Genomic DNA, 24565 nt, shown 5'->3' on the forward strand with positions numbered 1-24565 from the left:
TAAATTAATCGGATATCTTTCCGTCGGGAACGTTATAAATAATTATATGCCGTTATCCTTTTCGCTTGTCATAGGAGGGGGGCAAACAGACGGGCAAGAGACTCTTTTATCTTGTCTTTCTTGGGTCTGAATTTCCATTGTTGTATGCTGATCTCGCCGCTACCTTTCAAGTCGTTTATAAAATCCGTAGCCAGCTTGCGGCTAACGTTCCGGTCGTAGATGATCATGTTCAATTCGAAATTCTGCTCAAAGCTGCGAATATCCATGTTGGCGGTTCCTACACTCGAAACGAGTCCGTCTATGATAATTAATTTGCTGTGATTGAATCCTTTGCGATACCTGAATACCCGTACGCCTGCCTCTAATAACTCTTCGACGTATGAACGGGTACACCAATAGGTAAGCAGGGAGTCTGATTTATAAGGAATCATGATACGTACGTCCACACCGCTCATCGCTGCTGTTTTTAATGAATTGATGGTCGTTTCTCCCGGCATGAAGTAAGGCGTAGAGATAAACACGTATTTCTTCGCCATATTTATCAACGTGAAATAGGCTTGTTGAATAGACGTCCAGTCACTATCGGGGCCGGAGGAGACCGCTTGCATGATGACACTTCCTTCTGCTCCTTTGTTAGGAAGATAGGCCTCTTTGTTGAGTAGAAGTTCTTGCCGGACAAAATACCAGTCAATAAGAAATACGACCTGGAGTGAAGTCACGGCTTCACCTCGGACCTTCAGGTGCGTGTCGCGCCATATTCCGATGCCGGGCAGACCGTGTAAATACCGGTCGGCAAAATTAAGCCCTCCTAAAAAGCCGACCTCCCCGTCCACGACAACAATCTTTCTATGGTTTCGATAGTTTACCTTATTCGTAAACAGGGGAAACCTTACAGGGAGGAAAGGGTAGATCTGAATGCCGGCGGCCTGCATTTCACGGATGTAACTTTTAGGCAGTTTCCAGGAACCGACGTCATCGTATATGACTCTCACTTCCACTCCTTCCGTCGCTTTTTTGATCAAAATGTTTTTTAGCCGTTCGCCTAATTCTCCTTTTTCAATGATATAGTACTCCAAATGGATGTATTTTTTGGCTTTGGAAATAGCCAAGAAGATGGCTTTAAAGGTTTCTTCCCCGTTATTTAATATATCTACCGTATTATTACGAGAAAGCAAAGCCTTGCTGTTGTTCAGCAAAAGTGTCATGAGCCGTTTTACGGTTTCCATGTCTTCCCTTTTCAACAGTTCGGTCTTTTTTATACGTTGTTTTTGATCTTCACTCATGTATTGGAGCCACTTGAAGTCTCCCAGCCCTTTCATGGAGAACATTTTAATCCTACGGTAATTCATACCGAAATAGATGTAGAACAGCAGTCCGATACCCGGAATCAGACTGAGGACGAGCATCCATGCCAAAGTCCTGACGGGACTCCTGTTTTCCATAATGATGGTATACATTACGCCAATAACGGTAATGACATATAAAGTAATGATAATATAAAATACGATCGTCGTCCACGCCATGCTGCTACTCCTTGTCTTTTCTATTTTTTTGTTTTACGAATCACTTTCTCTTTCTGTATATTTTATGATTTTCAAATTTTCTCCCGTTCAATTTTGTTATCTTTGTCTTATGAATACGATCTTCGATTTACAACAGTACGCATTGCATGTATTAAAAGATACTTATGACGAAAGGGAAATCCGTTCTCTTTGTTCTCTTATTTTTCAATATGCTTTGCATTATACAAATATAGAAATCCATCTGAGAAAACACGAACAATTAGATAAAAGCTTTATCAATAAATTTTTACAAATACTGGAAGAGCTGAAAACGGACCGACCGATTCAATATATTTTGGGTGAAACAGAGTTTATGGGGTTGTGTTTTAAATTAAATGAAAATACGTTAATTCCCCGTCCGGAAACAGAGGAAGTGGTTATGCGGGTGGTCAATTCCGGGATTTGTATGCCAGCCCGGCTTTTGGATATCGGGACGGGAAGCGGGTGTATTGCGATCGCTTTGGCGAAGCAGATGGAGGGATTGGAAGCGGAAGGTGTCGATATCTCTTTGGAGGCTGTCCGGCAGGCAAAAGAGAATGCTCGGATAAACGGGGTAACAGTGGATTTTTATGTACGGGATATTTTGCGTTGGAGAGAAGAGAAATGGCCTGTTTATGATGTGATCGTGAGCAATCCGCCCTATGTCCGTTTTTCGGAACGGCAATTTATGCATAATCGCGTATTGAATTATGAGCCGGAACGGGCTCTTTTTGTATCGGATGAAGATCCTTTGGTGTTTTACCGTACGATTGCCGATTTTGCTATGTCTCATTTGAAATCGGGAGGGGCTCTCTTTTTCGAGATAAATGAAGCATTGGGAAATGAAATGGTAAATTTATTGTCGGGAATGGCATACGAGGGGATAAAGATAGAACAGGATATACACGGTAAAGATAGAATCCTTTGGGCTAAAAAAGGGTAACTTAAATTCAGAATATAACAGAATCGGTTTATAACGAGGACAATGGATGTGAAAAAGGCTTTGCATATAATTGCAGCTCAATGCAGCAAGAAAGAGTATTGTAGTTTCGATGTTATCGTGAAGTTGCAACGTTGGGAGTTGACGGGAACGGATATCGCGGAAGTTATGGCTTTTTTGGTAAAAAATCATTTTGTAGATGACGAACGTTATGCCCGGGCTTACGCGATGGATAAGTTTCGGTTTAACCGTTGGGGAAAACAGAAGATAGAACGTATGCTTCGGCAAAAGCAGATAGCGGAACATATCGTTGCCGGGGCTTTGAACGGTTTACCCGACGAGGCTTATGATGAAGCGTGTATCTCTTTGCTGAAACAAAAGGCCCGAAGCTTGAAAGAGGACGATCCCCGCAAACGTAAAGCCAAGCTTTTCCGTTATGCCCTCGGTCGGGGGTTCTGTTACGAAGTCGTTTCCCGTTGCATTAAACAGCTTTGATTTAAATTTTACTTCATATTTTCCCGGCCGTAAAAATGGATGAGGATAGAATGAGCGAAGTTTGTCCGTCGAAAGAGTGATTTCAACTTATGTGCATCGGTATAATTCAGGTGAAAATACTCATCCTAAATTACTGACTTTTTCCAAGGCTTCCATATCGGTGATCTTTATTTGTTTGCCGTTCAGCTCCACGATACCTTCCGAGGCAAAATTCGATAATGTGCGAATAGCGTTGGAAGTAGTCATGTTGGAGAGATTGGCGATATCTTCCCGGGAAAGGCAAACTTTTAACGTTTGACCGTCATCTTCGCATCCGTAAGTCTCTTTCAATACCAGTAGGGATTCGGCCAACCGTCCCCGGATATGTTTTTGCGTCAGGGTAACGGTCCGGCGGTTGGAAAAACCGAGGTCGGTGGCTAAAGCGCGGATCACGTTCATGGCTACATCGGAGTTACTTCGGACGATGCCGAAAATCAATTCGGTTTTCATGATACACACGATGGAATCTTCTATGGCCTCGGCGGAGGCTATATGGTTTTCTTCGGCAAAAAAAGCGCGGTAGCCGATGAAACCGACGGGCTTGGCCATACGTACGATCTGATCCCTCCCCGATACACCTTTTTTGATGATTTTGGCTTTTCCGGTGATCAAACAAATCAGACCGAAAGGCTTATTTCCTTCCTCGTATATCAGATCTCCTTTTTTATAACTTTTACAGATACTGGTTTGCCGGATAATGCTCTTGCTGCTTTCATCCAAGTCGGCAAAGAGAGAATTAGGGCTATCGATACAAATATTGCAATATTTCTCGTGTAATTCCTTGTCTTTGATTGTTCTCATAGGTTAGGTCGGTTATTTACGTTAGTTTGGCAGTGAGAGGCATACGGCGTCCGTTTCCGAAAGCTTTTTTGCTGACTTTTAAAATGGGGGGACATTGTGCCCTTTTGTAATCGTTCCGGTTTACCATCGTGATTGTTTTTTCTACGATCTCCGGGGCAAATCCTTGAGCAATGATCTCCTGTTCGGACAGGTTCTCTTCTATGTATAACTTTAATACGGCATCCAATACGGGATAGTCGGGGAGAGAGTCCTGGTCTTTTTGCCCGGGGCGGAGTTCTGCCGAAGGCGGTTTTAGTAGGGTGTTTTCCGGAATAATTTCCCGTTCCCGATTGATGAACCGGGCTAATTGGAATACCTCCGTCTTGTATACGTCTCCCAGAACGGATAAAGATCCGCATAGATCTCCGTATAAAGTTCCGTAGCCTACTGCCGCTTCGCTTTTGTTGGATGTGTTCAATAAGATGTTTCCGAATTTATTCGACATGGCCATGACCAGGGAGCCTCTGACACGTGCCTGAAGGTTTTCTTCCGCCACGTTGAAGGGTAAATCCCGGAACACGGGCTCTAAAGTGTTTAAAAAGGAGTCGTATATCTCTTTTATGGGTAAAATTTCGTGAGGTATATGCAAATTTTTCGCCAAGTCGATGGCGTCTTTCACGGAATGATCCGTGGAGTAATGGGAAGGCATTAATATTCCCTTTACATTTTCACTCCCGATAGCTTCTGCGGCCAAGGCGGCGACGACAGCGGAATCGATACCGCCGGAAAGACCTAAGATGGCTTTGGTGAAATTATTTTTTTTGAAATAATCTTTTATTCCTAAGATTAAAGCATCGTGAATCAATTGTATTTTTTCCGGTAATTTCTCTTGGAGAGGCTTACTCTTGGCCAGTTGAAAAGTATCGACCAGCAGAAAATCCTCTTCGAAAGCGTTTAATCGGTGTGTTAGGATACCCTGTGCGTTAAATACCAACGTGTTGCCGTCAAAGATAAGGGAAGTGTTCGCACCGACGTGGTTTAAAGAGATGACGGGGGCCTTTTGCTTTTTGGCCATGGAAGCAAAAACCTCTTTCCGGTAGGCGCAACTTTCGGTCGTGAAAGGTGTCGCACCCACGTGGATGATGAGCGAATCCGTCTTTTGGATACTTTCTGCTTCGTATTCGTCAAAAATGACCCGGATATGCTGATCTTTATAACGGATGGCTGTATTTTCTTCCCCCGCAATGAAATAGCGACTCTCGTCGAATACGTCGTAATCGCTAAGGATGGTTTTGTTGGCTCCTCCCCGAACTTCCTTATTGTACATGAAAAAGATAGCGTTGTACAGAATACCGTCTTCTATATCGAGATTGGGACATCCTACTAAAGCGGCTATGGAATCGCAGGCCTCGGCGATTTTCTCGATACTGATCCGGCAAGCGTTTACAAAATACTCTTTTTCGAACAGATCCTGAGGATAAGCCCCGCATACGGCGTGTTCCGGGAATACGACAAGATCTGCTTTCATCGACTTCGCTTTTTTGATAGCCTTTATTATAAGCTCCTGATTTTTCTGTATATCACCGATGTGGTAATCGATCTGGGGTATTGCTATTTTCATAATTCCTTCATTGTACTGCCGGGCAGCACGATCTGTTTTAAGTTTATAAAATCAATCTTTTCCGTTACGAGGATTAAGATTTTTAGCTGTCTTTTCCGTTATACCTGTCACAGGTAATTTTTTTTTGTTTATGACGGATGAATTTTGTTTTCCTGAGGCAAATTTACGAATTTTGGGCTGAAATAACGATAGAAATTTGTATAAGTTTATGATGATAGAAAAAAAAGAGATCCGGAAACAGATCAAGGAGATAAAGAGCCGTTACGCGTTGGATGAGAAGAAGAAGATGTCCCGTTCCATTTGGGATCAGTTGGAGAAAGACCCCTCGTTTGAACAAGCCGAGGTCGTCTTGCTGTATTGGTCTATGGATGATGAGGTGTATACGCACGATTTTGTTTGTAAATGGGCGGATAAGAAGGTTATTTTGTTGCCTTGCGTGAAAGGGGATATTTTGGAGTTACGAATGTTTAAAGGGGTGGATTCTCTTGCTCCCGGAGAAAGTTTCGGAATATTGGAGCCACAAGGCGAGTTATATACGGATTACTCTTCTATCGATCTGATCGTTGTGCCCGGGGTAGCCTTTGATGCACAAGGGAATCGGTTGGGCCGCGGCCGCGGATATTACGATCGAATACTGAAGGAGACGCACGTGGCTAAAAAAATAGGGGTATGCTTCAATTTCCAATTTCTGAAGCGTGTTCCGGTAGACGAATTGGACGTGAGAATGGATAAAGTAATCCATGAGGCATAAAAAAACCGTCCTTAAAGACGGTTTTTGAATCTTTTTTATGATGATTAAGCTTCTTTCGGAGCTCCAACAGGGCATACTCCTGCACATGCTCCACAAGAGATACACTCGTCAGCATTGATTTGATAGTGATCATCACCCATAGAGATTGCTCCAACAGGGCACTCTGATTCACATGCTCCACAAGAAATACAATCATCAGATATTACGTAAGCCATTTCTATAAATTTTTTTGTTAATAATGCCGCAAAATTAGAATCTATAATTGAAACAAAAAATTTTTTGCTTATAAAAAGACCAAAATCATTGAATTTAGATTTGTTCTATTCTTTATTTTGGGATTTTTACAATGATTCTATATTCACGTGATCTCGGATTTATGAAGTTGTAATGAGTTTATAACGTGTTGATTGGTAGTATAAATATAAACGATTCAGCTATTCGGCTCTTTCAGGATATTCTTTCGCCTGATGATGGCGGATACAGACTCGGTACGATAAAATGCGTTTTGAACGAGGTCAGGCAATCCGAGTTATGATTATGCGTTATATATTTTCACGGTATAAGGAAAAAGGATTTGTATTTTGTCATTATTTCTTTAACTTTGCGGCAAAATTTTGAGAACGGGGGTTTTAAAATCGTGCAATGGGAATACGGATATGGTCTATAACCCCGAGGCTTTAATTCGCATTTGAGTAGCACATATGAATATAGATTATGCAAGTATTTGAATTAAAAGGAGACGTAAGAAGTGATTTAGGGAAAAAGGCGACAAAAGCTTTGAGAGCCGAAGAAAAAGTTCCATGCGTGCTTTACGGTGGGGAGGCTAACGTACATTTTGCCGTTGCGGAACGTGATTTAAGAAAGTTATTGTATACTCCTAACGTATACCTTGTAAAATTGACGCTTGATGGAAAGTCTTACGATGCAGTAATGAGAGAGATTCAATTCCATCCTGTAACCGATCGGGTGTTGCATATTGACTTCTATCAAACGGCGGATGATAAACCGGTTGTGATTGAAGTTCCGGTGAGAACGGAAGGTTTTGCCGAGGGTGTGCAAGCCGGAGGTAAATTGGTTTTGGTCAGTCGTAAGTTGAAAGTAAAATCTCTTCCGAAAGATATGCCTGACGAGCTCGTTTTGAATGTAGAGAAGTTGGGGGTAGGTAAATCCATTAAAGTGAAAGATTTGGATTTCCCGCATATTGAAATCGTGAATGCGAAGAGCGTGGTTGTTGCTCAGGTTAAGTTAACAAGAGCTGCAAGAGCCGCACAATCTGAAGCTAAATAAGTTGTAAGTAGACAAGATGAAATATCTTATTGTGGGATTGGGAAACATAGGTCCCGAGTACCAGAATACACGACATAATATAGGATTTAAAGTATTGGACGCTTTTGCTAAGGCGTCCAATGCTGTTTTTGAAGATAAGCGTTACGGGGCCGTAACCACGGTAAAAGTAAAGGGGAGAACCTTGATTTTACTGAAGCCGAATACTTATATGAACCTGAGCGGAAAAGCCGTGGCTTATTGGTTGCAGAAAGAGAGAATCGAGTTGTCGGATGTGCTCGTTATCGTGGATGATCTGGCATTGCCCTTTGGTACGATTCGATTGAGGGGGCAGGGAAGCGATGGAGGTCATAACGGTTTAAAAAGTATTAACGAATTATTGGGTACTCAGGCGTATGCCCGTTTGCGCTTCGGGATAGGCAACGATTTTGCTCGCGGAGGACAAGTCGATTACGTGTTGGGGCATTGGACTCCGGAGCAGGAAGAGAAGATGCCCCGGATGCTGGAACATTGCGGAGAGATCATTAAAAATTTCATTTTCGTGGGGCTTGTAAAAACGATGAGTCAGTTTAATAATTGTAAATTCTGAAATCGGATGATTAGATGATTGGTGATAGAGGGATTGAAATTGAATAACCTAATCATTGAATCACGAAATTCTTCTAATTTACAATGAGCGATTCTGTGATTGGAGAGAGTTACGATTTTCGATTTTAGAGAGTTTGAACGGAGTTTGGATCAAAAGTTATCGGATATGGACGAGAAGGTAAGGATAGATAAATGGCTTTGGGCCGTACGAATTTTTAAAGCTCGTTCTCAGGCAGCCGAGGCATGTGGGAAGGGACACGTTTCAATCGGGGAGGTGCACGTGAAGGCTTCTCGGGAAGTGAAGGTCGGAGAGGTCGTGAAAGTGAGAATTCCTCCGATAGAGAGGGAGTATGTCGTTAAACAGGTTACGGATAAACGTATGTCCGCCCAATTGGCTGTTGATTTTGTAGAAGAGATTACGCCTCAGGAGAGATTGGATATATTGAAAGGGACACATATGATGTTTGAGCACCGGGATCGGGGTACGGGACGTCCGACCAAACGGGACCGGCGTTTAATAGATAAATTGAAAGGTGACGTTTAAAATTTGATTTATGTTGATTGCACGCGAAAAGAGAAAAAGTAACCTTGCGGAGTATATCCTTTACATGTGGCAGCTGGAGGATATGTTGAGGGCATTGCATTTGGATATGACTTTGGTGGATCAACATATCGTTAGTGGTTTTCAAGTAGATGAATCGACTCGTAAAGAGATGCTGGACTGGTATGATAATTTGGTCGAGATGATGAAGAAGGAAGAGGTGACCCGGGAAGGGCATTTGCAAGTCATTAAAAATATGGTAAGTGAATTGACAGAGATGCATTATCATCTTTTACACCAAACTCATGATGTCCGTTACCGGCATATTTTTATGGCAGCGGCAAATAATTTATTGGATTATCGACGTAAATCCGATTTATCCGAGGAGGTTTCCGACGTGGAATTGGCTCTGCATGCTCTTTATGGAAATTTGCTCCTTAAATTACAAAAGAAGGAGATACACGCTCAAACGACGGCGGCGATGGAATCTTTCAGCCGTATGCTGGCCTATTTGTCTGCCGTATACAAACGTATGGAAGAAGAGAACGAGTGAGAATGACTGATAATTAAATAATATTTCTAACTTTGAAATCGGGCAGATCCGTCTGTCGGCAGAGTATGGATGATGGGAGGACGGAGAATAAAGGTTTGTCAAATCTAAATTATTTATTATGAAAAAAGCGGTGTTTATAGCTATTCTGATCTTTGTAGGCATAGCGTGTCGGGCGGAAAATCGTTCCAGAACATTTAAAAAGAACTTTCCTGCCTCAGCCGTGAAGGAATTGAGAGTATGGAATCGTTTCGGGAACATCGATGTCCGTCAGGAAGGTAACGAATTCGAGATCGAAGCCGTTATTGCAATGGAAGGAAAATCGGGGGCAAAGTTAGATGAATTATTAAAGTATATATACATACAGGTACAGGAAGAGGGGGAAGTTTTGGATGTTAAGACCGTTTTTGAAAAAGATATGAGCATGCTGCAAAGGGTATCGTCGGTAATTGTAAATGTGGATTACCACATTAAGGTGCCGGTAGGGAAGAATGTTAAATTAGAGGTGGAAGATGGTAATATCCTTTTGGGAGATTTTGTCGGAAATTTGAGCGTAGGAAGTGTTTCTGGAAATTTTAAGGCCCATTCCGTAAAGGAGGGGGTTTTTATGGTTAATTTCTCTAAAGGAGATTTCGAAATTGAGGAGTTGACACAGCTGAAAGGAGAGTTCAAATCGGCTAAAGTAAAAATCGGAGGGGGAAAAGAGGTAAAATTAAATTGTACTTCGACGACATTGCAATTGATGGAAGCCGATCATTTGAACTTGAAAACCTCGGGTGGTACCTGCTTTTTGGGAATGATCGATTGTTTAACGGCAGAATCTTTTTACACCAAATACGAGATTCAAGATATCGGAGATTCTTTGCAGATGAAAACCCGATGGGGTGAAGTTAATATTCGGAATATTCATTTCTCTTTTGCCGTCGTAGAGATCAAAAGTTCTTCGACGAAGTTAGGGTTGACGTTTGGTGAAGGAGCAGGTTATGATTTAAGTTTGAAATATAATCGGGGAGTAAAAGTTGATTTACCCGAATCCTTTCAATTGGAAACGCAGCCTGTGACCGAGAAAAATATAATTTGGAGAAAAGGAGCGGTCGGGGATAAAAAATACGATAGTAAGGTAGTTCTGGAGTTATCGGGAGGAAATCTATTTATACAGTAATGAGGATCCGTGTGCGGGCAAATGAAGGTGTAAAGATGTATCAGACACATATTTTTCAGAATGGATTGAGACTTATTCATTATGAAGTTCCGAATAAAGCGGCTTATTGCGGGTTGATCATAAATGCCGGAAGTCGTGACGAGCGAGAAGAGGAGTTGGGGGTAGCTCATTTTATAGAACATGTTATCTTTAAAGGAACGGAAAAGCGGAAGGCTTATCATATCTTAAGTCGTTTAGAAGATGTAGGTGGTGAATTGAATGCTTATACCACGAAAGAGGACACCTGTATTTATGCCACTTTTATGCCGAAAGATTACGAGCGGACATTGGAGTTGTTTGCGGATATTGTTTTCCATTCCGTGTTTCCCGAAAAGGAGCTTGAGAAAGAGAAAGATGTCGTGCTGGATGAAATTAATTCCTATAAGGATAGTCCCGGGGAGTTGATTTTTGATGATTTCGAGGAATTGATCTATAAAGGATATCCTATCGGTCGAAATATTTTGGGTGATGAGGCTGCCGTGCTGCGTATTGATCGAAAAATGATCCTTGATTTCGTGAAGCGAAACTACAATCCCGAGCGGATGGTTATTACTTCAGTGGGAGATATGCCGTTCGAAAAGATCGTTCGTTTGGTTGAAAAATATTTTGCCGTTTACCCGAGAGGATCGGAGATTTTAAGACGGACTAAACCGGAGATCTATTTGCCCCGTTTCGTGAAAGAAGAGAGGGATACTTATCAGAGTCATTGTATTATCGGAAATGTCGCCTACGACCAAACACAGGAAAAACGGGTGGTTTTATCGTTGCTTGTTAATCTTTTGGGTGGACCTGGAATGAACTCCCGATTGAACCTGAACATCAGGGAGCGTTATGGTTTGGCTTATAATATAGAAGCTTCCTATACTCCCTATTCGGATACAGGGGCTTGTATGGTTTATTTCGGTTGTGATAAAGAGAATGCAGCCTGGTGTTTGGATTTATGCCGGAAGGAGATGCGCTTGCTCTATGAAGAGAGGTTAGGTCCTGTACAATTGAAGAGAGCCAAGGCTCAGATGATAGGGCAGATTACCATCTCCTCGGAGAACTATGAGAACCTGATGCTTTCTATCGGAAAAAGTTTTTTAATATACGATAGAGTGGATAGTTTGGAAGACGTTTATGCCCAGATAGAGAGTATTACGCCGGAAATGTTGATGGAGGTGGCGCAAGAGATTTTTGATTTGGAAAAACAGTCTATTTTGTTATATAAATGATATGTTGGAAATGAATGCGGAATTGGAACGGTACATTTTGTCCCATAGCGAACCGGAGGATCCTTTGCTATCGGAGTTGACTCGTTCAACCTTTCTGCATGTACTGCGTCCCAGAATGCTGTCCGGAAATCTGCAAGGACAATTTTTAAAGATGATTTGCCGGATGACGGGAGCCCGGAGGATATTGGAGATAGGAACCTATACCGGGTATTCGGCTATCGCTATGGCTTCGGGTTTGTCGGAAGAGGGGTGTTTGCATACCATTGATATCAATGATGAGTTGGAAGATTTTACCAGAGAATACATAGAAAAGAGCGGTCTGGCTCATCGGATCGTTTTTCACGTGGGGGATGCCCGGAAGGTAATTTCAACGATAGATGAAGTTTTTGACTTGGTATTTATCGATGCTGACAAGCGGGAATATTCCGATTACTATCGTTTGGTATTTGATCGGGTGCGTCCCGGAGGAGTTATTATTGCCGATGATGTGTTGTGGGACGGGAAAGTGCTGGAACCTGTAGGAAATCCTGATGCCCAAACGAAAGGAATATTGGATTTTAATGCTCTCGTGCAGTCGGATGCACGTGTGGAGAATATTTTACTGCCCATTCGTCACGGACTGATGTTGATCCGGAAAAAATAAATATCTTTGTTCTGAAAACCGATAAGATGGTAAGCTTATTCTCAAATTTTCATGAAATATGAAACAATATTTAGAATTATTAGATAGGATATTACAAGAAGGGGTTGAAAAAACGGACCGTACCGGTACGGGAACGATTAGCGTTTTCGGCCATCAGATGCGTTTTGACCTGTCAGCCGGTTTCCCGTTGCTGACCACTAAAAAATTGCATTTAAAATCCATCATATATGAATTATTATGGTTTCTTCGAGGCGATACGAATGTGAAATATTTGCAGGAACATGGCGTACGGATATGGAATGAGTGGGCGGATGAGAACGGGGACTTGGGACATATATACGGTTATCAATGGCGTTCTTGGCCTCGTCCTGACGGTACTCATCTGGATCAGATTTCACAGGTAGTAGAAGATATAAAACATACTCCAGACTCTCGTCGGTTAATCGTGAGTGCATGGAATTCCGGGGATATTGAGAACATGGCGTTGGCTCCTTGCCATGCCCTTTTTCAGTTTTACGTGGCCAATGGAAAATTATCCTGTCAGCTGTATCAACGGAGTGCCGATTCTTTTTTGGGTGTTCCTTTTAATATCGCGTCTTACGCTCTTTTGACCATGATGATGGCTCAGGTGTGCGATTTACGGCCGGGAGAATTTGTACACACTTTGGGAGATGCCCATATCTATTTGAATCATATCGATCAGGTGAACTTGCAGTTGTCCCGGGAACCGAGGGACTTGCCTGAGATGGTAATTAATCCTACCATAAAATCCATATTCGATTTCCGGTATGAGGATTTTGAACTGCGGAATTATAACCCGCATTCGCATATAAAAGGAGAAATCGCAGTCTGATGAATTTTAAATCGTAGATTTAAAATTGTAAATTATAGAAATGGATTTAATTTATAATTTTCAATCTGCATGTTAATCTACAATTAATTATGGTTTTGTCAATAATAGTAGCAGCAGCAGAAAATAGCGTTATCGGTAGGGATAACGGGTTAATATGGCATTTGTCGGGAGATCTGAAGCATTTCAAGGCAATCACCACGGGACATACGGTAGTGATGGGAAGAAAGACTTTTCAATCTATGGGACGGGCTTTGCCTAACCGGAGGAATATCGTTATTTCCCGTAATCCGTCATTTGTTGCGAAAGGATGTGAATTGGTCGATTCCATTGAAAGAGCATTGGAGCTGGCAAAGGATGAGGAGGAAGTTTTTATTATCGGTGGCGGTACGATATACCGGGAGTTATGGGATCAGGCCGATCGTCTCTATCTGACGGTCGTTCATACGGTGTGCGACGGGGATACGAAGATCCCTTCCGTGGACCCTGGATGTTGGGAAAAAGAAGGTCAGGAAGATTTTCCGGCGGATGAAAAGAATGAGTTTGCCTATTCGTTTATCAATTATCGAAGCAAGAAAAAGTAGAATGATTTATCGGATTAACCCCAAGTATAAAGAGTTTGAGTCGTTTATCTTAGCTATTCCCCAACGTTTCGAACGAGAAGGTGAAGTGTTGGAGGCGGATCGGAATGTGATAAAAGTGCTGGAGATAAACGGTCTCCGGTTAAATGTCAAATCTTATAAGAAGCCGAATTGGGTGAATCGCTTTGCTTATGCTTATATTCGGAAGAGCAAGGCCGAACGTTCTTTCATTTATGCCAATAAATTGGTAGAGAAGGGTATTGGAACGCCGGATCCTGTAGCCTATATTCTATATAAAAACGCCTGGGGGGTTACTCGCAGTTATTATATCTCTTTACAAGTGGATTTTGATTATGAATTCAGGGATTTGAAGAAAAAACATCCGGTCGACATGGAACGGATATTGAGGGAGTTTACCAGGTTTACCTATCGGCTTCATCAAAATTCGATCTATTTTTTGGATCATTCGCCAGGTAATACATTGATAAAGAGGGAGGGAGATGCTTATTGTTTTTATCTGATCGATTTGAACCGGATGCAATTTAAGTCGATTTCTCCTTTGGCCGGATTAAGAAATTTTTACCGTTTGAATGCAGACGATGAAATGATTGGCATTATGGCCGATGAGTATGCGCGGCTAACGGGGGGAGATAGCAGGGAGATGTCCGTTTTGTTGAAAAAGTGGACTCATGAACATGATGCCAACGTATTGAAACGCAAACAAAAAAAAATAGCCCGATGTAGACGGTAGCTTACTTTTTCCGTATTTTTCCAAATTTTTTTATACTCGTGTATTTACGCCATAGGTTAAGCTTCCGGTGTGAGGGGACACCGTGCCGTGCAATGTAATCTCTGGCGGCATCAAGCATGCGATGAGCTACTTTACCATCCAGGTAAGGATCGTAATTTTCGATGATCCATTTTCGCTTGTTGATGCATTCTTCGTCGCGTTGAACTCTTTCAAAGGCGTCGGAAAGTTCTTCCGCTTGTTGTATATCTTGCCAGTAAATATCTTTGGCAATGGTTTTATAAGTGATTACCGGTTTATCCAGCAAAAGAAATTCGTATACGGTCGAAGAGGTGTCGCTGATCATAACGTCGGCCATCAATTGGTATTTGGTAATATTGTGATCCTCTATCCAAAGTATATTTTCGTGTTGTTCGGAGAGTGCTTTGTATTCTTCCATCCACTCCGGCCGGGTAAGGGGATGGAATTTTAAGATCAGTAAAATATCTTTTTCTTTCGCTATTTTAACCAATCCCTCTTTGATGAAAGGAAGGGAGGTCAGGGAGGGTGAGAATGTGGGAGCGTACAGGAGAAGTTTACTTTTACGGTATTTTTCCAATAGTTCTTTTTTCTCGTTATCAAAAGTATGCAGGTTCGCGTATATCCAGTCTTGGCGGGGCCAGCCTGTTTCGACTACTTCGAAATCTTTATATTTTTTGGCCAAAGCCTTGAACCCTCGGGTAAAGAAGGGCCCTTGGGTAAAATAAGTGTCAAAATAGCGACGGATCACCCAATGATCTTTTTTTTCTGCGGCATAACCGTGAAATATCTGTATTTTTACCCCCGGCAGGTAATAGGGAACAATGTTACACGGAACGAAAATGACTTCCGGAGAGAAATCGTAGACTTTCTGTATGCTATTGGTCCATCGGGTTTCGTTTCGTAAAGGAAAATCAGGAATATTTTTTTGATGAACATACCATAGTAATTCATGTCCGCCCTCCTGTTCGGCTTCCTCTTCAATCGGTTGCAAAATGTTGATGGCGTATTTCTGCTCACAAAATAGTACGATTCTCATTATAATAGGTGTTGGGGTATTTGTTTTACTGCATGCTGAAAATCTTCTACCGTATCCAGCTCCATGGAAAAATAATCGCTGGTGTCGACGGGATAGAAATAATGTCCTTTGGGAATCAACCTTTCAAAAGCCCGTTCATAAAAAATGTTATCCAGTTTTTCTACCGTAATCATTTGAGATAGCTCGTGATAAAGAGCCGTAAGATAGGAGTTGGAGATTTTCTCTATCCCGATGGATTCTCCGATTGCTTTCTCGATAGAACAGGTTTTGCTGATCTCGATAATTTGATTCTTCTCGTTGGTAATCACTTTAATCTCTTCTTCTCCAAGATGATGAGCGTTTAAAGCCAGGCAATTCTCGTGAGGGGACACCTGCAATAGCCGGATCATTTCTGGGTCATAGAGGATGTCGCTATCGAGTAATAGAAATTCGTTCTCGCGAAGAACTGCCGGCAAGGCTAACCATAAGGAATAGATGTTGTTGGTACTCGCGTATCTCTCGTTGTAAATGAATCGAACCGATAAGTTCGGATAGGTCGTTTTTACAAATGCCTCGATCAACTCTTTTAAATAACCGGTGACAATGATAATTTCATCTACCTGATGCAAAAGTAATCCGTCGATAGCCCGTTCCAACAGACAGCGATCACCGATCTTCAATAAGCATTTGGGTTTATCGTCTGTAAGCGGACGTAAGCGGGAAGCTATACCGGCAGCAAGAATGACAGCTTTCATAAAAATGAATTTACGGTTTGAAATTCTTTGCTACTTCTTTTATCGTATCGATAACCAAACGGTTTTGTTTTTGGGTTCCAAGGGTAATCCGCATGTGAGTATTGATGTTTTCCTCGTTCATAAATTTCACGATCAGCCCTTTTTCTTTTAATGCTTTCTGAAGTTCGGATTTCATGGCGATCGGATATTTTACGAGGATGAAATTGGCATCGGATCGGTACACTTTGAAACCATCCAATACTCCTAACTCTTTTCTGTAGGTTACTCGATCTTCTGCCATTAAGTCCGCTATGCGTTGATAGTAATCACTGGCTTTGAATACGGCAATTCCGATCTCTTCGGAGATTCGGTTGTAACCTAAATATTTGGTACTGTAATTCAGAAACGGAGTCAGATTGCTACCCATGAAGGCAAAACCTAAACGCAGTCCGGGCAGTCCGTAAAATTTGGAAAGTGTTCTGACGATTAAGAGGTTGGGGTATTTTTCTATTAAAGGTTTGATGTAACTGGTATCTTTATTAGCGAATGAAGCGTAAGCTTCGTCGATAACAACGACCGTATCCTTATCGATAAAAGATAGTATTCTATCCAACTCGCTTTCCGATAGGGAGTTCCCAGTCGGATTATTCGGGGATGCAATTAAGATCATTTCCGGTTTTTCCTGTTCGGTGATTTTTTGCATTCCTTCGATATCGTATTTGAAGGTATCGCCCTCCTCGTATAGAGGATAGAAAATGGTACGTCCGTTTACTTCTTCAGCAATAGACTTATAATACCACCAGGAAAATTTGGGTATGAGTAATGTTTTAGTTTTGGGACCTCCTGCTAAAAAACAATGTACCACTTGTTTTAAAATGTCTTCTCCGCCGTATCCTAAAATGACTTGTTTCTCGGGAACACCGTAGAGTGTGGAGATATAATCCGATAATATACTTTTTTTCCCTTCATCGTAAATACGGGTGTAAAAACATAATTTATTGGGATCGAAATTCTTTAGTACTTCTCCGATTTCAGGTGCAGGACCGTAGTTGTATTCATTGCGGTCGAGGTAAGTTATCTTATTTTCCATGGTTATTTTATATGGTTTCCAAAACATTCAAATAAATAGTTGCTTTAAAATGAAAAAAGCGTTTATTAATGATATGCAAAACTACATGAAATAATTTAATACGCCAAAATAACCGCTCTCTTTCGACATAGAGAATGCGTAACCGAAACGGGGGTGTATTTGACATAAATAATAAATGTTAACATTCATGTGTGCCCGTATTATGGAATGAAATTATAATTTTGTTATCTAATGTATAATCTGTCAGATTCGTAGTGTAGATGTCGTTTACAGAATGGAGTTATAGGATTTTTGATGATGCAACACATGCTTATCATCTTGTAGGTGAGGTTGAGGCGAAAGTAGTCAACCCGTACGATGAAAAGAATATTGCTTATCATTTGTATGTAAAAAATTGGACGGATGCGATACAATGGCATCTGGAAGATATTATTCGGGATCCGGATATTGTTCCGGAGGAAGCGTTGAGAATAAAACGTCGGATAGATGTGTTGAATCAGATTCGTACGGATATTGTTGAAAAAATCGATGATTGGTTTTTAGCGAAATATAAAGACGTAAAGACCGGACCGGATGCTGTGTTGAATACGGAAAGTCCCGCGTGGGCATTGGATCGTCTCTCGATTTTGGCTCTTAAAATTTATCACATGGAACAGGAAGTGGAGAGAAGAGATGTAATTCCTGTCCATGTAGAGAGATGTAGGTTTAAATTGGATGTGTTAAAGTGCCAGCGTCAGGATTTGATTGTGGCGATTGACCAATTATTGGCGGATATCGAATCGGGTAAAAAATATATGAAGGTTTACAGGCAGATGAAGATGTATAATGATCCGATGCTGAATCCCGTATTGTATAAAAAGATGGAGGTGGATGATTAAAAAGGTTTTAATTATTCGTTTTCGTCGGATTGGAGATGCCGTATTGTCAACCGTGCTTTGCAGTACTATTCGTAAAAACTTTCCGGAGGCGGAGGTGCATTATCTCTTGCATGATCCGATAAATACCTTATTCGAATATCATCCCGATATTGATAAAGTGATCTCTTTTCCGGCGAAGGATAGTGTCGGGAGTTATTTGAAACGTGTTTGGCGATTGATGCGGAAAGAGAAGTACGATGCGATTATAGATACCCGTGCCACTTTTACTTCTTTGTGTTTCTCCTGGTTTTCTTTTAAAACAAAATACCGTATCGGGACTCGGAAGAGTTATTCTTTCATCGGTCATAATTACCGGATCGCCAATCAAAAAGACGATACTTTAGATGAGGTCTCGCGAAATTTGTTATTGCTGAAGCCGTTGGAACGGTTAAAACCGTTGGAATACGTGTCCGATTTTCGACTATGCATTACTTCGGAAGAGAACCGGGATTTTCATTCTTTTATGGAGCGGGAAGGAATTGATTTTTCCAAGCCGGTAATTGTCTGTACTCCTTTTACCCGGGTAAAAGGAAAAGCATGGAGTATGGAGAGAATGAAGAAAGTGTTGAGACTGATCATTGAAACTTATGACGCCCAATTGATATTCAATTACAACGAGCGGGAAAAGGAGGCTGCTTTTCGGCTCTTTCGGGAGATGGGAGAAGACGAACACCTTTTTATTCATATTGAAGCCGATTCCATAAGAAAGTTGGGTGCCATGTGTTTGCAGGCAGACTTCTTTTTTGGTAATGAGGGCGGACCTCGGCATATCGCTCAGGCCTTGAACATTCCTGGCTTTGCTATTTATCCGCCTTGGGTGGATAAGACTAAATGGTTGCCTAATCCGAGTGAACGTTACCAGGGAATTAGTCCCCGGGATGTAATTCTTCCGGATGAATGGCAGAGCCTGACGGACAGAGAACGTTTCGAGCGGATTACCGTCAAGGAGGTGTGGGCGAGATTACGGCCTATGCTCGATAAATTTTTGGCTTCGAAATCCGGTATTACTTAATAAATCCTTTTCTGCTTATTCTAACGGTAAGCCCGATGTTATTTTTGAATACTTTTCCAAAATCTCCGTATATACCCGTGTCGATATTTACGGGCAAGTGCCGTAAGGGCAATCTGGCTTCCAATCCGAAAGAGAATTGACGGTGAGAACCCTCGAATTTTTTTGAATAAGTTCCGTAGTTGATGGAATAGGATAGCATAGCCTTGTAAGGAACTTCCCGGAAAGCCTTTCCTTTTATTCCTATATAGTGAGCTATAATCCGGTTATTGTATATGCCTGAACCTCCTTTTTCCATGTCGGATAACATAAAGGGGGAACCGATGGTGCGTTGATACAGGGTCCAACCGCTCCGGTACTCGCCGTTATTGAAATAATTGTCACAGCCTCCTAATATTTTTTTACCGTACGTGGGGCTGTTCGGATCTTGATGTTCCATCTCTTCTGGTGTCGCTGGCCGGTCGTGACGGGAACCGGATTGGTATTTGGTGTAATAGAATTCATACGTAATATCGCTGATCCATTGCTCTTTATTTTTGGCTCCGTAATAGAAATTATAAGTTCCGTCCGGAAAAGAACGAAAATCGGTGCCCGATCCGTCTTCAAACGGGATGTCGTGATAAAACGTCAGGGTGTAATTGTCTCCTATGTAATTGATGCGTAAATGTTCTCTTCCCAGGTGATTTCCCAAAGCGTTGATCATATCGCTTTGGCTGGCATCCGAGCCTCCTTCCTTGGCGGCGACGATTCGCAAATAATCTTTGAACGAAGAGGGTTGTTTCCCGTATACCGGAGATTTTCCTCCCCATTGAGCCCAATGTTCCAGACCCATGATAAGTTCGATCCGTCGGTGAATCGTGAATTTTACAAATAGGGACTTGTTGTGCAAACGGGTATCTTTTACATAGCGGTCATCGATCATCTGATAATCGGCCCAATTGAATTTAAAGGCAAAAAAATCCCCGATGGAGAGGTAGTCGCTGCTAAGGTTGTAACCCGGCATGGTTCTGGAATTGCCGGAACGGACGAAATTGCCGTTGGTGGAGGAAGTTCCGTTGTACTCTTCTTCCGGGTGCATCATTCCTAAATCCAACCGAAATTTTTTCCATTTGGCACTAACGTAAAGTTGGTCGACCAATAGGTTATTTTCTGCCTGGGAGAGATAGACAGCCCCGGAAAAACCATAAGCGAATTGTATTTTATGTTTATGGTTGAAATCCGAGAAAATGCCGGCTTCCAACAAGCCGCCTTTGCCGTTGGGAATAAGACCGTGACGGTTGGAGATCATCCAGAAAGGTAATTCGTTTTTCGACGAGATAAAACCGGTAAGGGAGGTCTTATATTCCATACTTCTTTTTTGAGCACACGTGACACCCGGAAGTAAAAATATCCCTAATAAGATAATTACTATTCTCATTTAAAAAGTTCAATTATACACAATACAACACACAAAGGTATCTAAAAATCGATAGAATCCTTGCGATCTGGGTTATTTCTCGTCAAAAGAAGTTTTTCTATTACCGGGATATCTTCTTTATAGGTTAGCTTGATGTTGGAAGGTTCTCCTTCCACTATCTTAATCGGCACGTCGGGAAAATAGCGACGTATCACGCTGCAATCGTCGGTACAGGTGAATTGGGGATCGTTTTGTGCCAATTGGTATGCTTTTTTTAGAATGGTTGAATGAAATCCTTGGGGAGTTTGGACGTGGAACAAAGTCTGACGTCGGGGTATGGCAGCGATAAACCGACCGGTCGAATCGCTCTGTATGATGGTGTCAGTTGCCGGTATGGCCGTAGTACACGCTTCATGGGTATTGAGGTTTTCGACAATACGATGAATGATGGAATGAGAGACTAACAAGCGAACGGCGTCATGAATGATAAAGAGCACGTTTTCGTCGGTATAGGAACTTAAGGCTGCCAGAGTGGAGTGATAGCGTTCCCTGCCGCCCGGTACGATTTTTTTTACCTTGTGAATCTTTTCCGCATCTACGATATGCTGGGCTTGCGTGATAAAATCTTTGTGAATAACGATGATGATTTCGTCTATATCGGGATGTGTTTGAAAGACGGAAAGCGTGTGTGCCAATACGCTCTTTCCGGCGATTTCTAAAAATTGTTTCGGAATATCATTCCCCAGTCTTAATCCGGAACCTCCGGCCAATATGACGCCAATGCGTTTCATGATAAATCTTTGTGTTTATAAGTTTGTGGTAGGTTGATCCGTCAGTATGAATTCCAATTCACCTCCGCGAAGGATTTCTTCGTGTGTGATCCATGGACGTTTTAAAGGATCTCCGTTCAATAATATCTTTTTTACATATATGTATTGATCGTTTTCTTTATTGGCCTTGATAATAAAACGTCTGTCTTGGCCCAGTTTTAAAATAACCTTTTTGAATAAAGGTGTTCCTAATCGATATTTGCCGTCACAGGGATTTACCGGATAAAAGCCGATGGCTGAGAAAACATACCAGGTAGATAATTGGCCGTAATTGTCGTTTCCCGGCAGTCCTTCTGGAGTATCGGAGTAAAGTTTTCTGATTTGGCTGACGTGGTATTGTGTCTTTGTCGGAACTCCGGCATAACTGAACAGATAGGGTGTGTGCTGTAACGGACCGTAAGCCTGTTCGTAATATAGAGTACTGTCTATTGAGGCATATAGACTGTCTAACCTGGAGATAAAAAACTGTTTTCCTCCTTGAATATTAATGAGCCGTTCGATTTCGTGAGGAATAAACCACGTGTTTTTCCGAGAGTCGTCGGTTTGTTTGAACCGGCACTGTTTGTCTTTTTCTTCAACCCACCCCGTTGCCGTGTCGAATAGTTGTTCGTAATTTCGGGAGGATTGTATAAAAAAGAGGTAATCGTCCTCTTTGTTTAATGCTTTTGCCATTTGTGCGGCACACCAGTTGTCATAGGCGTGGGTCAGACTTTTCAAAACGGAATGTTCCGTCAACTCGCCGGGAATAAAGTGGTACCGACGTAACGCGTTGATTTCCGGTGACGGATTGGTTAACGTGGCTTTGATGGCTTCGTAGGCTTTTTCTATGTCGAAATTGCGGATTCCCTTCAGGTAGCTTCCCGTGATAACGGATATGGCCGGATTGCCGATAGCTCGTTGCGGGATGATCCCGCGGGGAAGAATGCCGGTTTGATCGTAATGGATCAGTAAAGATCGAATGATTTCGTTTGCCTTTTCCCGCTGGGTAATGGTTAATAGCGGGTATTGAGTCCAGCAAGTGTATTGTAACGGAGCTAATTTATATTGAATCCCTTTCCCTACGGAGTGTACTTCTCCGTCTACTCCCGTGTAATTTCCGTGTGCGTCAGAGTAGACGGATGGGGTTAAATAAGCGTGATATAAAGCTGTATAAAATATTTTGGCTGTTTCGGAACTATCCGTTTTTATTCTTATTCTGGAAAGCGTTCTTCTCCATTGTTGTTTGGCGTCTCTCTTTACTTTATCGAAACTCCAGTGGGGTATTTCTTTATTCAAATTTGCAATAGCCCCGTCGCTATTGGCGGAAGAGATACTGATTTTGGCGATGATTTTGTTGGTGATTTGTCCGAAGTCTATCCAGGCGTAACTTTGGGGGAGGGTAATCCTTTTCCCGTTGGCAAGAGGCCGTAGCGAATCGTTGCCGGCCCACACGTTTACATCTTGTGAAAATTGAATGAAAAAGTAGATGCGCCTGGTCTGGTTGTCCTTTATGTATTTCCGGTATCCTTGAATACTTCTGTTATCTACTTTCTTAATGGATGTTTCTTGCGAGCCTTCTTCTTCATGGGGTGTTATCATGTCCAACACCAATCCGTAATTGGCAGCCGTGGGAAACTGGTAATATTGTATACCGCACCGTTCCGTAACGGAAGATTCCGTTTTAATCCCGTTTTTAAACGTGACACTATAATAGCCGGGTTCTGCCTGTTCGTCCCGATGAGAGAAACCTGCATAACAGGAGCGAATGAAATGCATGGCATTTTCTCCCGAATGTGGCTTTTGGACCGTGGGGAGGATCTTTATACCGGGGTGTTTTTCCATTGTCAGGTTTCCCGGATGAATAAAAGAAAACGCGGATATAACGGAATCCTTATACGTGTATCCTTGTTCTCCGGAAGTATTGACGGTGTTCGGACCGAGTTGTATCATTCCGAAAGGGTAGGCTGCGCCGGGAAAACAACCTCCTTGTCCGTTTGTGCCGATAAAAGGGTTAACGAGATCGGTTATGGGCATTTCGCGCTCTCTGGTACAGCTGGTACTGATTAGTAAGTATAGGAAAGAGAGCAATAGAAGACTTGTTTTCATAGTTTCGGTTTTACGATATGGATAAAACTAACCTAATTCATTCCATGCCAAGGCAGAGGCTCCGAATATGGCAGCATTTACCGGTAAAGAGGAACGTAGGATTTTAACCTTTTGTTTGTAAACGTGAAGTAAATTTTTCTCCATTTGTTCTTGAGTGGTTTTGAATAACCATTCTCCCGCGTTGGCAACTCCTCCTTGGAGAAATATGGCTTCCGGGCTGGTAATGGCTACTAAGTTGGCTAATGCGCTACCCAATTCTTCTCCGGTATGTTGGAATGCTTCTAAGGCAATAGGATCCCCTTTTTCCGCTGCTTCGTATACTTTCTTGGCTGTTAATTGGTGGAAGGGGATATCTCGTAATTGGCTTTCGATGTTTTCCGTGGCGAGTAATTCACAAGCTGTACGTTTTATTCCGGTAGCTGATACGTATGTTTCCAGGCATCCTCTCCTGCCGCAATTACATGCTCTTCCGCGGGGATGTACAATCGTATGTCCTAATTCTCCCGCTAAGCCGTCATTTCCATATACCAATTGGCCGTTTATTACGATTCCGCTTCCGAGTCCCGTTCCCAAGGTGACCACCACGAAATTTTTCATTCCTTTTGCCCCGCCATAGATCATCTCTCCAATGGCGGCAGCCTTGGCATCGTTGGTCACTACAGCAGGTAATTTGAACTGCTTCTCGATGAGTTCCACGATCGGAATAATACCTTTCCAGTATAGATTTGCAGCGTGTTCGATGGTTCCGTTGTAGTAGTTGCCATTCGGGGCTCCGATGCCGACTCCGATGGGAGTAATATCCAGTGATTTCAATTCAGAGAAGATCTTGGCATGCAATTCCGTTATGAAGTTTTGGATATTATTGTAAGAGCGAGTGGCTAACGTTCCTTCCGCGTAACATTTACCCGCTTGATCAATAATACCGAAAACCGTATTGGTACCTCCTATATCGATTCCGAGTGAAACTTTCGTTTGCATGGTTATTTCCGTTTGAGTTGTATGTTTCTCCTTTCTGAGGTTAAAAGTAATAAAAAAATAAGAGATCGATGGGGCGATCTCTTATTTTTAATTACTAACTACTAACCTAAACATACAAACTTA

26 protein-coding genes are annotated in these 24565 nt (G+C 42.1%); 15 read left to right on the forward strand and 11 right to left on the reverse strand.

The window, feature by feature from the left end; all coding sequences use genetic code 11:
• Positions 1 to 68: 68 nt before the first annotated feature.
• Positions 69 to 1523 (reverse strand): cardiolipin synthase, encoded by a 1455-nt coding sequence (gene cls, locus DMB45_RS11665; protein ID WP_041504244.1) that lies wholly within the window; start codon positions 1521 to 1523, stop codon positions 69 to 71.
• A gap of 109 nt (positions 1524 to 1632) precedes the next feature.
• On the opposite strand from cls, the gene prmC reads away from it, so the two are divergent.
• Both prmC and DMB45_RS11675 read left to right on the forward strand, forming a co-directional pair.
• Positions 1633 to 2484, forward strand: a complete 852-nt coding sequence (gene prmC / locus DMB45_RS11670) for a peptide chain release factor N(5)-glutamine methyltransferase (RefSeq protein ID WP_041504449.1) — start codon at positions 1633 to 1635, stop codon at positions 2482 to 2484.
• Between the two features lie 42 nt (positions 2485 to 2526).
• Positions 2527 to 2976, forward strand: coding sequence for a regulatory protein RecX (locus DMB45_RS11675; RefSeq protein ID WP_041504245.1), 450 nt, complete (start codon positions 2527 to 2529; stop codon positions 2974 to 2976).
• Between the two features lie 120 nt (positions 2977 to 3096).
• On the opposite strand, the gene DMB45_RS11680 is transcribed toward DMB45_RS11675, so the two are convergent.
• A complete protein-coding gene (locus tag DMB45_RS11680) occupies positions 3097 to 3816 on the reverse strand; it encodes a Crp/Fnr family transcriptional regulator (RefSeq protein WP_052634804.1) in 720 nt (239 codons plus the stop codon).
• A gap of 16 nt (positions 3817 to 3832) precedes the next feature.
• The gene (locus tag DMB45_RS11685; RefSeq protein WP_041504246.1) at positions 3833 to 5416 is read right to left on the reverse strand and encodes an NAD+ synthase; all 1584 of its coding nucleotides are present in this window, start codon (positions 5414 to 5416) and stop codon (positions 3833 to 3835) included.
• Between the two features lie 208 nt (positions 5417 to 5624).
• Here DMB45_RS11685 and DMB45_RS11695 point away from each other — a divergent pair, with 208 nt between their 5' ends.
• Positions 5625 to 6167 carry a 5-formyltetrahydrofolate cyclo-ligase gene (locus DMB45_RS11695; RefSeq protein ID WP_041504247.1) on the forward strand — a complete coding sequence of 181 codons (543 nt, stop codon included), beginning with the start codon at positions 5625 to 5627 and terminating at the stop codon, positions 6165 to 6167.
• Between the two features lie 44 nt (positions 6168 to 6211).
• On the opposite strand, the gene DMB45_RS11700 is transcribed toward DMB45_RS11695, so the two are convergent.
• Positions 6212 to 6382, reverse strand: a complete 171-nt coding sequence (locus tag DMB45_RS11700; RefSeq protein WP_071595998.1) for a DUF362 domain-containing protein — start codon at positions 6380 to 6382, stop codon at positions 6212 to 6214.
• Between the two features lie 499 nt (positions 6383 to 6881).
• Here DMB45_RS11700 and DMB45_RS11705 point away from each other — a divergent pair, with 499 nt between their 5' ends.
• From DMB45_RS11705 to DMB45_RS11750, 10 genes are all read left to right on the forward strand, one after another.
• Positions 6882 to 7454 carry a 50S ribosomal protein L25/general stress protein Ctc gene (locus DMB45_RS11705; protein ID WP_041504249.1) on the forward strand — a complete coding sequence of 191 codons (573 nt, stop codon included), beginning with the start codon at positions 6882 to 6884 and terminating at the stop codon, positions 7452 to 7454.
• Between the two features lie 16 nt (positions 7455 to 7470).
• A complete protein-coding gene (gene pth, locus DMB45_RS11710; protein ID WP_110688791.1) occupies positions 7471 to 8040 on the forward strand; it encodes an aminoacyl-tRNA hydrolase in 570 nt (189 codons plus the stop codon).
• Positions 8041 to 8205: 165 nt separating this feature from the next.
• Entirely contained in the window at positions 8206 to 8583 is a 378-nt protein-coding gene (locus tag DMB45_RS11715) for an RNA-binding S4 domain-containing protein (RefSeq protein WP_110688815.1), read from the forward strand.
• A gap of 10 nt (positions 8584 to 8593) precedes the next feature.
• Complete coding sequence (locus DMB45_RS11720) at positions 8594 to 9133, forward strand: DUF4924 family protein (protein ID WP_041504251.1); 540 nt, start codon at positions 8594 to 8596, stop codon at positions 9131 to 9133.
• 118 nt (positions 9134 to 9251) lie between these two features.
• A complete protein-coding gene (locus DMB45_RS11725) occupies positions 9252 to 10292 on the forward strand; it encodes a DUF4097 family beta strand repeat-containing protein (protein ID WP_041505088.1) in 1041 nt (346 codons plus the stop codon).
• A 35-nt stretch (positions 10293 to 10327) separates the two neighbouring features.
• Positions 10328 to 11545, forward strand: a complete 1218-nt coding sequence (locus tag DMB45_RS11730) for a M16 family metallopeptidase (RefSeq protein WP_110688816.1) — start codon at positions 10328 to 10330, stop codon at positions 11543 to 11545.
• 1 nt (position 11546) lies between these two features.
• Positions 11547 to 12188 carry an O-methyltransferase gene (locus DMB45_RS11735; protein ID WP_110688792.1) on the forward strand — a complete coding sequence of 214 codons (642 nt, stop codon included), beginning with the start codon at positions 11547 to 11549 and terminating at the stop codon, positions 12186 to 12188.
• A gap of 58 nt (positions 12189 to 12246) precedes the next feature.
• Complete coding sequence (locus DMB45_RS11740; protein WP_041505090.1) at positions 12247 to 13041, forward strand: thymidylate synthase; 795 nt, start codon at positions 12247 to 12249, stop codon at positions 13039 to 13041.
• Between the two features lie 89 nt (positions 13042 to 13130).
• Positions 13131 to 13622 carry a dihydrofolate reductase gene (locus DMB45_RS11745; RefSeq protein ID WP_041505091.1) on the forward strand — a complete coding sequence of 164 codons (492 nt, stop codon included), beginning with the start codon at positions 13131 to 13133 and terminating at the stop codon, positions 13620 to 13622.
• Position 13623: 1 nt separating this feature from the next.
• Positions 13624 to 14370, forward strand: coding sequence for a hypothetical protein (locus DMB45_RS11750; protein WP_041505092.1), 747 nt, complete (start codon positions 13624 to 13626; stop codon positions 14368 to 14370).
• 1 nt (position 14371) lies between these two features.
• Here the strand turns inward: DMB45_RS11750 and DMB45_RS11755 are convergent, their stop codons facing one another.
• The 3 genes from DMB45_RS11755 to DMB45_RS11765 are packed head-to-tail and all read right to left on the reverse strand — an operon-like array spanning position 14372 to position 17227.
• Positions 14372 to 15424 carry a CDP-glycerol glycerophosphotransferase family protein gene (locus DMB45_RS11755; protein WP_041505093.1) on the reverse strand — a complete coding sequence of 351 codons (1053 nt, stop codon included), beginning with the start codon at positions 15422 to 15424 and terminating at the stop codon, positions 14372 to 14374.
• Positions 15424 to 16158, reverse strand: coding sequence for a phosphocholine cytidylyltransferase family protein (locus DMB45_RS11760; protein WP_041505094.1), 735 nt, complete (start codon positions 16156 to 16158; stop codon positions 15424 to 15426). The genes DMB45_RS11755 and DMB45_RS11760 overlap by 1 nt, the downstream gene beginning before the upstream one ends.
• Before the next feature lie 10 nt (positions 16159 to 16168).
• On the reverse strand, positions 16169 to 17227 hold the full coding sequence (locus tag DMB45_RS11765; RefSeq protein ID WP_041505095.1) for a pyridoxal phosphate-dependent aminotransferase: 1059 nt from the start codon (positions 17225 to 17227) through the stop codon (positions 16169 to 16171).
• Positions 17228 to 17487: 260 nt separating this feature from the next.
• On the opposite strand from DMB45_RS11765, the gene DMB45_RS11770 reads away from it, so the two are divergent.
• Positions 17488 to 18105 carry a DUF4254 domain-containing protein gene (locus DMB45_RS11770; RefSeq protein ID WP_041505096.1) on the forward strand — a complete coding sequence of 206 codons (618 nt, stop codon included), beginning with the start codon at positions 17488 to 17490 and terminating at the stop codon, positions 18103 to 18105.
• Complete coding sequence (locus tag DMB45_RS11775; protein ID WP_041505097.1) at positions 18098 to 19156, forward strand: glycosyltransferase family 9 protein; 1059 nt, start codon at positions 18098 to 18100, stop codon at positions 19154 to 19156. Before DMB45_RS11770 ends, DMB45_RS11775 begins: the two co-directional genes overlap by 8 nt.
• Here DMB45_RS11775 and DMB45_RS11780 read toward each other — a convergent pair.
• The 4 genes from DMB45_RS11780 to DMB45_RS11795 are packed head-to-tail and all read right to left on the reverse strand — an operon-like array spanning position 19149 to position 24442.
• On the reverse strand, positions 19149 to 20570 hold the full coding sequence (locus DMB45_RS11780) for a capsule assembly Wzi family protein (protein ID WP_237143308.1): 1422 nt from the start codon (positions 20568 to 20570) through the stop codon (positions 19149 to 19151). The two genes, DMB45_RS11775 and DMB45_RS11780, sit on opposite strands and share 8 nt — an antisense overlap.
• A 41-nt stretch (positions 20571 to 20611) precedes the next feature.
• Positions 20612 to 21340 carry a 2-C-methyl-D-erythritol 4-phosphate cytidylyltransferase gene (ispD, locus tag DMB45_RS11785; RefSeq protein ID WP_052649387.1) on the reverse strand — a complete coding sequence of 243 codons (729 nt, stop codon included), beginning with the start codon at positions 21338 to 21340 and terminating at the stop codon, positions 20612 to 20614.
• 15 nt (positions 21341 to 21355) lie between these two features.
• On the reverse strand, positions 21356 to 23464 hold the full coding sequence (locus DMB45_RS11790; RefSeq protein WP_041505098.1) for a GH92 family glycosyl hydrolase: 2109 nt from the start codon (positions 23462 to 23464) through the stop codon (positions 21356 to 21358).
• 27 nt (positions 23465 to 23491) lie between these two features.
• A complete protein-coding gene (locus DMB45_RS11795) occupies positions 23492 to 24442 on the reverse strand; it encodes an ROK family protein (protein WP_041505099.1) in 951 nt (316 codons plus the stop codon).
• Between the last annotated feature and the right edge of the window lie 123 nt (positions 24443 to 24565).

This window comes from Sanguibacteroides justesenii (assembly GCF_003204205.1).
Classification (GTDB): domain Bacteria; phylum Bacteroidota; class Bacteroidia; order Bacteroidales; family Marinifilaceae; genus Gabonibacter; species Gabonibacter massiliensis.